Origin of the sequence: Capnocytophaga sp. oral taxon 380 str. F0488, from assembly GCF_000318255.2 — a bacterium.
Taxonomy (GTDB): Bacteria; Bacteroidota; Bacteroidia; order Flavobacteriales; family Flavobacteriaceae; genus Capnocytophaga; species Capnocytophaga ochracea.
This window is the reverse complement of the sequence record NZ_KB291171.1, coordinates 96,792-109,849: the sequence shown is the minus strand read 5'-3', so window position 1 is coordinate 109,849 and position 13,058 is coordinate 96,792. Positions and strand designations below refer to the sequence as shown.

Genomic DNA, 13,058 nt, shown 5'->3' with positions numbered 1-13,058 from the left:
AGCCACTGTAGACCCACTGTAGACCCACTGTAAAACCACCCTTTGTTCGTATTAGTGTCGTTGTAGTTTCTCCTTAGCGAGAGGTGATAAGGAGGATAGGTTCCCTTTATTCATTAATTATTTTCTTTAAGATTACTATAATTTTTAAATGCACAAACGAAAATAATAGAAATTTCCTCCTATCACTTTTTGCTCATCTGCTATCAAAAATATTTAAATGTTTAATAGTTAGCCAATTAACTTTTATGTATTTTTCTTCATTATCAAAAATTAGCCACAATTTTGATAGTGTTTGACCGATTTTTGATAGTACTATACTTTCTTTTGCCTTACCTTTGCCTCCGAAAAAACATCGTATTTTCATCAATGCGAAGAAAATAAAACCAATTGTTAAAAAACAAATACCAATATGATGAGTAGAAAGATAAACAAGCGCATTTTACTATCGCTTTTGCTCTGCAATTGTTCGGGTGCTCTTTTCGCCCAACAAGTAAAAGGGGTGGTGAAAGCAAAATCCGACAACAGCCCTATGATGGGTGTAAGTGTGGTGGTAAAGCACAAAACAGTAGGTGCTTCTACTGATTTCGACGGGAATTATACCCTTCAACCCGTTGCAGCCACCGATAGTTTGGTCTTTTCTTATATAGGCTACAAATCCCAAACCGTAGCCGTGAAAGGACGCAAGGAAATAAACGTAAGTTTAGAAGAAGAGGTGACTACTCTCGAAGGAGTTACCGTTTCTGTAGGGTATCGTACTGAACGTAAAACCGACCTTACCGGTGCAGTATCAGTAGTAAAGGTAAACGAGATGATGTCTACTGCCGAAAACAACCCTATGAAAGCCCTCCAAGGTCGTGTAGCAGGTATGCAAGTAACCGATAACGGTGGTCCTGCTGGTAAAGCTACCATTCGCATTCGCGGTATCGGTACACTTAATAACAACGACCCTCTTTATATTATCGATGGAGTACCTACTCAGGGCGGTATGCACGAGCTGAACTCTAACGATATCGAGAGTATACAAGTGTTGCGTGACGCTTCGGCAGCAAGTATCTACGGGTCACGTGCTGCCAATGGGGTCATCGTTATTACTACCAAAAAAGGTAGAAACGGAGTGTTAAAGGTAGATTTCGACCATTATACTACCGTTTCGATGTTTCACTCTCGTATGAAGATGCTCAATGCTAATGAGTATGCACAAGTGCTTTGGAAAGCAGCCGTAAACCGTGGTAACGACCCTAATCAAAACCCACTTGGTATTCATTATGATTACACTACCGATGCCAATGGTCACAGCACCCTTAATAATTTGTACTATCCACGTCAGTATTTTGATAAAACAGGAAGCCCTATGCTCCCTTCTAATACCGATTGGTTCAAGGAAATCACTCGTATGGGGGTAACTGAATCGTACAACCTTTCGGTTACCAATGGTACTGATAAAGGTAACTACTTCCTTTCGTTAGGCTATTATAACAACGATGGTTTGGTAAAGAATACCGATTTCTCTCGCCTCTCTGCGCGTATCAATACCGATTACAAACTCTTTGGCGATGTAGTAACCATAGGTGAAAACTTCACTGTAAACCGTACCAGCGAGGTAGAGCAACCTTACCAAATTACCGAAGCAGCAATGATAGCCGTACCTTTCATTCCGGTACGCACTCAAGACGGTAAGCATTGGGGAGGTCCTGTAAATGGTTTGCCCGACCGTCAGAACCCTGCTCGCTTAGTAAACGACAATAAGAATAATCGTTATAACTACTGGCGTATGTTCGGGAATGCTTTTGTAAACATTAAACCTATTGATAAGCTCAATATCCGTTCTAACTTTGGGGTAGATTACGGTAATTTCTATAAACGTACACTCAACCATTCGTATATTTCCGGTTTTATGGAAGAAGGCAAAGAAAAAACCTTCTCTCAACTCGAACAATCTCACTGGACGAAATGGAACTGGGCAAATACAGCTACCTACGACTTCGAGCTTGGCAAGAGCCGTTTCGAAACCTTAGCAGGTATGGAAATGTTCTCACAAGATGATATAAACTTCTCTGTAAAAGGTACTACTCTTGCCTTAGAAACCCCTGAATATATGTGGCCTAATCTCGCTACAGGAGGTATTACAGGAGGTGGTGGAGCTACCGGTTATAAGTTGCTTTCTTTCTTCGGAAAAATCAACTATGCTTATGATAACAAATACCTCGCTTCAGCTACCCTTCGTCACGATGGTTCTTCTCGCTTTGCCAAAGAGAACCGCTGGGGTACTTTCCCTGCTTTCAACTTGGGTTGGCGTCTTTCTCAAGAAGCCTTTATGGAGAATATTCGCAATACCGTTTCTGAAATCAAATTGCGCTTCGGTTGGGGGCAAAACGGTAACCAAGAAATCGGTAACTACTCTATTTACGATATTTATGATCCTTACTATGGGGTAACAGGCGACTATATTTGGTCTGGAACAGGTATTTGGAATACCTCTTACGATATCGAAGGAAAAGGCTCTGGTCAGTTAGCTTCTGGTTTCCGTCGCAGTCGTCTCGGTAACAAAGATCTCAAATGGGAAACTACCACACAAACCAACTTCGGGTTAGACTTCGGTTTCTTTAATAACAATCTCTACGGTTCAGTAGAATACTATATCAAAAAGACCAAAGACATCTTGGTAGAACCTCCTTATGCAGGTATCAAGGGTGAAGGTGCTACCCAATGGGTAAATGGTGCTGGTATGGAAAACAAAGGTTGGGAAGTATCAGTAGGTTATCGTAACGAGACCAAAGGTGGACTCAAATACGATATCAATGCCAACGTTTCAACCAATAAAAATAAAGTTACTGAGTTACCAGAATCTGTAGTCAATGCTTACGGCGGAAATGGTAAATGGGATAATATCTTAGGTCGTCCTTATCAATCTTATTATGGTTATGTAGCTGATGGTATCTTCAAAACCCAAGAAGAACTCGATCAGCACCCTATACAAAACGGTAAAGGTATTGGTCGTATCCGCTACCGCGATTTGAATAACGATGGAGTAGTAAACGAAGACGACCGCACTTGGATTGGGACTCCTTACCCTGATTTTATCTACGGTCTCAACCTCAACTTAGAGTACAAAAACTTCGATTTTACCCTCTTCTTACAAGGCGTACAGAATGTCGATATTATCAACGATGTGAAAAAACATACTGACTTCTGGAGTGTGGTAGATACCTACTCCAATAAAGGTCGCCGTTTGCTCGATGCTTTCGACCCCGTTACCAATCCTGATTCCGATATTCCAAGTGTAGCTTATACCGATGATAATAACGAAGGGCGTATGTCTACTTACTATGTAGAGAATGGCTCTTACCTAAAACTTCGTAACGTACAGTTAGGCTATACTTTACCTAAAGAAGTATCCGAAAAAATTAAGCTCAGCAAGTTGCGCTTGTATGTAAGCGGTCAGAATCTCTTTACTATCAAGAGCAAATCGTTTACAGGTAAAGACCCTGAAAACCCTAATTATGGTTATCCTATCCCAATAACATTCACTATGGGATTGAATGCTAGCTTTTAAATTATCAATAGTCTGACGTCTGATAAATAATAATAAAATGAAAAAGATAATATATACCACCACAATATTTGCAACTCTACTTACAGGTTGCAACTTCTTAGACGATAATCCACAAGGGATTATGACCGAGAAAGAAGCTATCTCTAAAGCCGATGAGTTGGTAACTACCGCTTATTCGTCTTTGGGTAACGACCACTACGATGCACCTTTTAGTCTTTGGATTTATGGCAACGTACGTGCCGATGACGCTTATAAAGGAGGTCAAGATGTGAGCGATATCCAGCATTTCCATTTCTATGAAATCGCTCAGAATATCGACCCTACTTTTGGTGAAGCTGACCGCTTTTGGTTTATGTGTTATATGGCTATTTCGCGTACCAATACCGCTCTGAAAGCCTTGCAACAGGCTTCCGATGCTGAAGTAGCAAATCGTCAATCGCGTATGGGCGAAATGTATTTCTTACGAGGTCATTTCTATTTCGTGTTGAAAACTATCTTTGGGCATATTCCTTTTGTAGATGAGAATACACCTGATAGTGCTTACGAAACCACCCCTAACACTTTGCCTAATGATGAACAATGGCAAAAAATAGTAGCCGATTTCAAAAAAGCTTACGACTTATTGCCTAATACCCAACCTCAAAAAGGTAGAGCTGATAAATATGCAGCAGCAGCTTATTTAGCTAAAGCCTATTTGTACAAAGCGTATCGCCAATCAGAAAACAATAGTGTAACAGGTATCAATAGCCAAGATTTGCAAGAGGTACTTACTTATACAAGTTTTGCATTAGGTTCTTCTTATGGTTTGGAAGATGACTTTGCGTTTAACTTCCTCCCCGGTGGTTATGAAAATGGTAAAGAATCTATGTTTGCGGTACAATACTCAGTGGACGATGGTACTCAGTACGGACGCCTCAATTGGGGTGACCAGCTCTCTGCTCCACAAAAGTTAGGTTGCTGTGATTTCCATAAACCAAGTCAGAATTTGGTAAATGCCTTCAAAACAGTGAATGGCTTACCCGATTTTGATAACTTCAACAACAACGATTACAACGCCGCCAGTGATAAAGCCGACCCTCGTTTGTTCCACACTGTTGCCTTACCTGGCTTGCCTTATAAGTACAATGCCGAATTGATTTACAAGAACGACTGGAACCGCAATAGCAACGTGTATGGCTTCTATGCATCACTCAAAGAAAATGTAGACCCTTCTTGCTCTTGCTTCCGCAATATCAACCCTTTCCGCGGTAACTCTAAGAACCGTATCGTGTTGCGCTATGCCGATGTACTCCTAATGCGTGCCGAAGCTCTTATCGAGCTCAACCGTAGCAACGAAGCCCTTGCACTTATTAACCAAGTGCGCCAACGCGCTAAACAAAGTACTTCTATGATTCCTTACGCTAACAATACTGATATAGCTGTATATCAAAATGGCGTAAATATCACTTGGAATCAAGAAAACGCACGCAAAGCACTCCGTTGGGAACGCCGTTTAGAGTTTGCTATGGAAGGCAGTCGCTTCTTCGACCTCGTGCGCTGGGGCATCGCTGACCAAGTGCTTAACGACTATTTCACTAAAGAGAAAACACGTCGTCCAGCGATATTCAGCAGTGCTTATTTCACTAAAAATAAAAATGAGTATATCCCTATTCCACAAAACCAAATAGGGTATGTAAAAGGTATTTACAAACAAAATGCAGGATTCTAATATGAAAACAATAGTACACAAACTCGCCCTCAGTGTAGCAGCTTTGCTCGGCTTACTCAGCTGTGACGAAAAGCACGAAGGCGAACTTATTAACGACAAAGAGACAAAAATTAATGCCTTTCAAGCCGATGGTATCGATGGGATTATAGACGAGGAGAAACAAACTATCACGGTGTACGCTCCTTGGAATACCGATCTTACCAAAATGACCACTTCCCTCTCATTGCCCGAGGGAGCTACCTCAGTACCTACTGCAGGAACGAATGTCGATTTGAGCAAAGGTGCCAAATACCGCATTTTCAACGGTAACCTTTATTGGGATTACACTGTTACCGCTCAATATCCACAGTTAGAGAATTTTGCTATTGGCAAATACAAAGCTACGATTGACCACAGTACGGGTAAGATAAGTGTGAAATACCCTAAGGGTGAAAGCCTTACTGCGCTTACTCCCACCTTTAGCACAACACCTAATGCTACTGTGAGTCCTGCTTCGGGAGTTACCCAAAACTTTACTCAAAGCGTTACTTATACTATGAGTTATCGTGGAAAAAGCTTTGTGTATAGCGTAGAGATTATCCCTACTAACTTTGCACCTATTGCCTTTGTAGGTACAGCTAACAGTGCATCTGCTATAGCCGATGAAGACGAGAAAGCGGCTTACACTTGGCTTACCGAAAATTACGACACTGCTAAATACATTTCGTTTAGCGACATCAAGGACGGCAAAGTTAATCTCAACGACTACAAAGTGATTTGGTGGCATTGGGATAACAACAAAGAGTTGCCTGCTGAAGCCAAAGCAGATGCTGTTGTGAATAAGATGAAACAATTCTATGCTGCCGGTGGTTCGTTCTTATTGTCTTCTTGGGCAGTACAATACGTAGTCGATTTAGGTATCGCCTTAGACGGCAAGGTAGTAAACAATATGTGGGGTGAAAATAACGTTCCATTTACAGTAGGTGAAGATTGGTCACTTTGCTACAAAGGCAATGAAAACCACCCATTGTTTAAAGGATTGACTAAAAAGTCGGGGGTTGATTATATATCCTTCTTTCTTTCTAAAGGAACAAATACAAAAGGACATAATGCTATTTGGAACTTCGATTGGGGAGATTATGAACATAATGCTGCAGGTTGGCAAACTGCTGCAGGCTCCAAAATATTAGCAAGTTTGCATTGGGACGTAACGATGAGCAATCGCGCTGTCATCTTTGAATACCTCAAACGAGGCAATGCAGGTCGCACTATCTGTATAGGTAGTGAAGCTTACGACTGGTATAACGAAAACAATTCACCTGCTAATGCTTATAAAAGCAATATCGAATTGCTCACTGCCAACGCCTTAGAATATTTAGCGAAGTAATAGAAACATAAAATACCTCTTTTCATACGTATATGTGATAACCGTCCTTTCTTCCCCCTTAAAAGGGGGAATAGGAGGAGGTTAAATAATAAAAAAGAGGTTAAAATTAAATTAATAAACAATGAAAAAGACACTAACATTGGCACTTTGTGCTACCGCTTTAATAGCTTGTGAAAAAAAAGAATATTGTAGTAACGATCCTAATGCGGCTCCCGATGCCTCTACTTGTTATGCAGTACAAGATTATGGTCGTACTTATAAGCACTTTTTTCAGCCCAAAAATGCGTGGGTAGGCGACCCTATGCCCTTCTACGACAATGGTAAGTTTCATATCTTCTACCTCTACGACCAACGTCCAGCACCTGCAACCTTCCACCCTTGGTATAGTGCTACCACTACTGATTTGGTGAATTATACTGATAATGGTGAAGCTATCCCTTGTGGCGCTGATGGTTCGCACGAAGATGCCCTCGGTACAGGTTCAGTATTCAAAGACGGGAATACCTATTATGCTTTCTACACAGGACATAACGGCGATTTAGACCCCAAAGAAATCATCTATTGGGCTACTTCTACCGATTTGAAAACGTGGACAAAGGATACACAACACTCCTTCCGTGCCCCTGATAAGTATGACCGCAATGAGTTCCGCGACCCTATTGTCTTCAAAGAAGGAAATGCCTATAAGATGCTCGTCAGCACCCGTGCCGATATAGGAGGAGGTGTATGGAAAGGTGTCGTAGCACAATTCACCTCTACCGACCTTAAGAACTGGACGAAAGACCCGAACACACCCTTCTTCTATACTGACCCCAGTGCTTTTATGGTAGAGTGTCCCGATGTGTTTACACAAGGAAACTATCAGTATTTAATATTCTCTAACATCGAAGAAAGTGTGCGCCGTGTGCAATACAGATACCGTCGTGTGGGTGACAAGAATTGGATTACCCCTGCACAACAAGACTTAGACGACCGTGTGTTCTATGCCGGAAAAACCGCTACCGACGGCACTCACCGCTATATATGGGGCTGGAATCCGTCGCGTATTAATTACGAAGATAATTCTGCCTATCACTGGGGAGGTTCTTTGGCTGTTCACGAGCTCACTCAAAACAGCGATGGTACTCTCAATGTAAAAATGCCTACCGCGTTCGATAGCAAACAAGCGGTATCTGCTTCTTTGGGTAGCATTTCGTTAGATAATAATACTCGTGTGTTCGACCGCCTCAGCAGTGGTTTCAACAAGATAGTTGCCAAAATAAAAGCCAATACCGCTACCGAGTTTGGGGTGATGTTTGGCGCTTGTGGTAACCTTTATGAAACCTATCGCGTAACCCTTAACCTCAACAAAGGAGAGTTACAACTCAACCGTGTGATTAGAGACGGAGGTACTGCTACCATTAATAGCATAAAACTCCCCGTGAACGCCAACAAGGAATACACGGTGAAAATAGTGCAAGAAGGCTCGGCAGCAGCAATCTATGTGAACGATGTAGTAGCCCTTTCTATCCGTTGCTACAAGATGAACCAAAACCCTTGGGGCATCTTTGCTAACGGTACAGCAAACTTTACTTTTTAGGTAAAAGGTAAAAGGTAAAAAGAGGAAGAGTGAACCTAAGACGAAGGAAAGACGAACAAAAGACGAACAAAGGACGAAGGAAAGACGAACAAAAGACGAAGGAAAGATGAGTCTAAGGCGAAGCTAAAGCGAACCTAAGGCGAAGGACGGGTATAAACATCTTATCTTTTACCTCAAAAACAGATACTTTCATTACTTTATAAGTCTCAGCTTCCTCCCTCTCCTTAGTGAGAGGGAATGAAGATGAGGAATTAGTTTACTTATTTGCTAATTCAAATAAAAATAATGTATATTTGTACCATCTTTTAATTAAAAGAGATATAAAAAAGTATATGAATAACAAACTAATAGCAGGATTAGGAGTCTTAACGCTCACTGCCTGCCAGCAAAACACTGATGACCTCATTATCGAGGACTTCGAGTCGGGCACTTATGCCAATTGGACGGTAGAAGGCGACGCCTTTGGTGCGACTCCCGCCACGGGTAGCTATACCGGTCAGCAGCCCGTAACAGGCTTTGAAGGGAAACACCTTGCCAATAGCTTCAACAACGGCGACGACTCTCGAGGAGCACTAACCTCCAAAGAGTTCACCATTGAGCGCGATTACATCAACTTCCTCGTTGGGGGAGGCACTCACGCCGATACCTATATTGAACTTTTAGTCGAAGGCAAAAGCGTGTTACAAGCGCGTTCTCTCTACGAAACTGAAACCCTACAATGGCTCACTTGGGACGTAAAACCCTATAAAAACAAGAAAGCCACTATCCGAATTGTCGATAACCAACGCGGTGGCTGGGGGCATATCCTCATCGACCAAATCGAACAAGGCAACAAACAAAAAAGCGTTTTTATGACTGATTATACCCGTACCTTTGAAGCCAAAGACAAGTACTTGCTCATTCCTGTGGAAGACCAAGCAACCGAAAATAAAGTCCAACTATCGGTAGACGGTACCCTTATAGGCGAGCCAATGACCATTCGCATCGCCCAAAACAAAATAGACTACTGGGTGCCTATTGCTATCGAGGCATACAAAGGCAAAAAAGTAACCCTTACTTTTGCTGTTGCCAAAACTACCGATATGGGCTTAGCCGAAATCAAACAGTCGGCTGAATATAACTTCAACTACAACGAAAAATACCGTCCGCTATACCACTTCACCCCTCAATACGGCTGGATGAACGACCCTAACGGAATGGTATACCTCGACGGAGTGTTTCACCTCTTCTACCAATATAATCCTTATGGAGCGCGCTGGGGCAATATGCACTGGGGTCATACTGTTTCCAAAGACTTGGTGAATTGGGAATACAAGCCTTTTGTATTAGCCCCCGATAAGTTAGGAGCGATTTTCTCAGGCAGTGCCGTGATTGACCACGAGAACACAGCCGGCTTTGGCAAAGGCGCTATGGTGGCTATTTTCACCTCAGCAGGCGAACGCCAAACCCAATCTATCGCTTATAGCCTCGATGGCGGAAAGACCTTCACCAAATACGAAGGCAACCCCGTTCTCACCGATGCCAATATCATTGACTTCCGCGACCCGAAAGTATTCTGGCACGCTCCTTCTAAACAATGGGTGATGAGCCTTGCCACTACCCAAACTATCACCTTCTATGGGTCTAAAAACCTCAAAGAATGGACACGCCTCAGTGAGTTCGGAGAAGGCTTAGGCGGACACGGCGGTGTGTGGGAATGCCCCGATCTCTTCCCTCTCACTTATGAAGGAAAAACCAAATGGGTGCTTTTTGTGAGTATCAACCCAGGCGGACCTAATGGCGGAAGTGCTACTCAGTACTTTATCGGTAATTTCGATGGCAAAACCTTCACCCCCGATACTATGAACTATCCGCTTTGGTTAGACTATGGTCGCGACAACTATGCAGGAGTAACGTGGAGTAATGTCCCCGCCACCGATGGTCGTCGTCTCTTCATAGGCTGGATGAGCAACTGGGATTACGCCAATGAAACCCCTACTCAAAATTTCCGTAGCGCGATGACCGTTGCCCGCGTTTTGCGTTTGGTGCATAATGGCGAGCACTTAGTAGTCGCCAGTGAGCCCGTAAAAGAGTTGGAGAGTTTGCGTCGTGAAGCGGTACTCTTAGGTGATAAAACACGTACCAACACCTCCGATGCTATAACCTTCGAAAACTTCTTGCCCAATAATCAAGGAGCTTACGAACTCACTTTCACGGTAACCCCTAACGAAACTGATGCTTTCTCATTCGCCCTTGAGAATGCCAAAGGTGAAACGATAAAATACCTATTCAATGGAGCTACCAAAACCCTATCGGTAGACCGCAGTAAGAGCAGTATAACTTTCAATGCCAACTTCGCCGAAACACTCATCAAAGCACCAATGGTAGCAAAGAAAAGCTATACCGTACGCTTATTGGTAGACAAATCTTCAACCGAACTCTTTGTGAACAACGGCGAAGTAGTACAAACCAATGCGGTATTCCCTACCGAAGAGTACAATACCCTCCGCTTCAATACCAACAAAGGTACCCTCACCCTTAAAGATGTAACTGTCTATAAATTGAAATAATAAACCTCTCCCTCTGCCCCTCTCCCAAGGAGAGGGGAGTGTGTGAGACTAATAATACATTCATAGTATGCAACAGAATAACAACTATCTAAAATATTTATTGCCCGTACTCCTATCATTCTTCTGTATGGGCTTCGTAGACCTTGTAGGCGCCGCCTCCAACTTTGTAAAAGACGATTTTGGCTTGACCGAAACCACCGCCAAAGCGCTCCCTGCAATGGTATTCTTTTGGTTTCTACTTTTCTCAGTCCCCACAGGCGTACTGATGAGCAAAATAGGTCGTCGTAAAACCGTACTCCTCAGCTTGGTGATTACTATTTTAGCGATGGTAGTGCCCTTTATCAGCTACAATTATACCACTATGCTGGTAGCTTTCTCCTTGCTTGGTATTGGTAACACACTGATGCAAGTATCGTTAAACCCACTAATGTCAGCCATAGTAAAAGGCGATAAACTCGCGAGTTCACTCACTTTTGGTCAGTTTATCAAGGCAATAGCCTCGTTTTCTGCCCCCTTGCTAATGAGTTTCTGCTTTGATAAATTCAATGATTGGCGACTTTTCTTCCTGCTCTTTGTAGCTATTTCGGTAGTATCCCTCTTGTGGCTTGGAGCTACCCATATTGAAGAAGAGAAAAACGACAGTAAAAACGCCACCTTTGCCGAGTGTTTTGCACTGCTTGCTAACCCTTATGTGCTCTTGTGTTTTATTGGCATTATGTGCCACGTAGGGATAGACGTAGGAGTTAATGCCTCAGCACCTACAATCTTTATGGAACGTTTAGGGCTTACCACTACCCAAGCCTCTTTTGCCACCAGCTGGTATTTCTTGTTCCGTACCATAGGATGTTTGTCAGGAGCTTATATTCTCACCAAAGTATCACCTAAGAGTTTCTTTACCCTAAGTGTGCTTTGTATGGTAGCCTCAATGGCGATACTGTTCTTTTTCAGTGATAAGACAATGCTCTACCTTGCCATTGCTTTAGTAGGATTTGGTAACTCCAATGTATTCTCAATCATCTTCTCGCAAGCCCTCTTGCAGAATCCTACTAAGAAAAACGAAGTGTCAGGCTTGATGATTATGGGACTCTTTGGCGGTACTATCTTCCCTTTTGCAATGGGCTTAGCCTCCGATGCAATGAACGGCTCACAGATAGGAGCCCTTATTGTCCTCAGCATAGGAGTATTATATCTGTTGCTAATGAGCACCCGACTCAAAGCAAATGCTAACAATTAGTCGTTAGAGAGTCCTACAAATTGTATAAGTCGGATTAGTCAGAAAGATCTGACGACTGATAGTATTTATTTTTAGTAGTAGGAAATCTCAAAAAGAATTTATAACTTTGTACGCTGAAAAAGAATTAACAACAACACTCTCGCCTCCTTCCCCCAAGGGGAAGACAGAGGAGAGGATAACATATAATACGATGAAAAATACAGTAGTAGGATTGGGAGAAATCCTTTGGGATGTCTTCCCTGAAAGAAAAGTATTAGGCGGTGCGCCCGCTAATTTTGCTTACCACGTGTCGCAATTTGGTTTCAACGGCTATGCTGTGAGTGCCATTGGAGGCGATCTCCTCGGTAAGGAAATACTAAAAAGTTTAGAAGAAAAAGAACTCAACTATATCATTGAGAAGACTGATTTTCCGACAGGTACTGTAAAAGTACAGTTAGACGGTCGTGGGGTGCCTACCTATGAGATTAGCGAAAATGTAGCGTGGGATAATATTCCATTCTCTTCGCGTATTGAGAACTTAGCAAAGAACACTAATACCGTGTGCTTTGGGTCGTTAGCACAACGCAGTGAAATATCGCGTGCCACTATCCACAAGTTCTTAGATTTGATGCCTGCCGAGAGTTTAAAAGTATTCGATATCAATCTCCGCTTAAAATATTTCAGTAAAGAGGTAATTGCCGATTCGTTAGACAAGGCAACCGCTTTAAAAATCAACGATGAGGAGATAGTGAAAGTGGCTGAAATGTTCAATTTGCAAGGAACTGATGAAGAGGTATGTAAGCGTCTATTGGAGAAATACAACCTCAAATTCCTCATCTTAACACAAGGTACAAGAGGTAGCTATGTGTTTACGCCTAATGAGAAATCGTTCTTAGGGACACCTAAGGTTACCATCGCCGATACGGTAGGAGCTGGCGACTCGTTCACGGCAGCCTTTGTAGCCTCTTACCTCAATGGTCGCAGTATTGCCCAATCGCATCAATTGGCGGTAGAAGTATCGGCTTACGTGTGTCAGCAACACGGTGCGATGCCTCGCCTCGCCGATGCTCATTTAGAGTTGTTTAGATAA

At 42.6% G+C, this 13,058-nt stretch carries 7 protein-coding genes; all 7 read left to right on the top strand.

The annotated features are described in order from the left end of the window. Positions 1-409 precede the first annotated feature (409 nt). On the top strand, positions 410-3,553 hold the full coding sequence (locus HMPREF9078_RS00795) for a TonB-dependent receptor (RefSeq protein WP_009418808.1): 3,144 nt from the start codon (positions 410-412) through the stop codon (positions 3,551-3,553). Between the two features lie 37 nt (positions 3,554-3,590). Continuing rightward, the gene (locus HMPREF9078_RS00790; protein WP_009418807.1) at positions 3,591-5,261 is read left to right on the top strand and encodes a RagB/SusD family nutrient uptake outer membrane protein; all 1,671 of its coding nucleotides are present in this window, start codon (positions 3,591-3,593) and stop codon (positions 5,259-5,261) included. After that, positions 5,248-6,627, top strand: coding sequence for a DUF4960 domain-containing protein (locus HMPREF9078_RS00785; protein WP_009418806.1), 1,380 nt, complete (start codon positions 5,248-5,250; stop codon positions 6,625-6,627). Before HMPREF9078_RS00790 ends, HMPREF9078_RS00785 begins: the two co-directional genes overlap by 14 nt. A gap of 121 nt (positions 6,628-6,748) precedes the next feature. Then, on the top strand, positions 6,749-8,206 hold the full coding sequence (locus HMPREF9078_RS00780; protein WP_009418805.1) for a glycoside hydrolase family 32 protein: 1,458 nt from the start codon (positions 6,749-6,751) through the stop codon (positions 8,204-8,206). A 332-nt stretch (positions 8,207-8,538) separates the two neighbouring features. Then, positions 8,539-10,755, top strand: a complete 2,217-nt coding sequence (locus HMPREF9078_RS00775; RefSeq protein ID WP_034542417.1) for a GH32 C-terminal domain-containing protein — start codon at positions 8,539-8,541, stop codon at positions 10,753-10,755. 67 nt (positions 10,756-10,822) lie between these two features. Further along, positions 10,823-11,989, top strand: coding sequence for a sugar MFS transporter (locus HMPREF9078_RS00770; protein ID WP_034542414.1), 1,167 nt, complete (start codon positions 10,823-10,825; stop codon positions 11,987-11,989). Between the two features lie 190 nt (positions 11,990-12,179). Beyond that, on the top strand, positions 12,180-13,058 hold the full coding sequence (locus tag HMPREF9078_RS00765; RefSeq protein WP_002673142.1) for a carbohydrate kinase: 879 nt from the start codon (positions 12,180-12,182) through the stop codon (positions 13,056-13,058).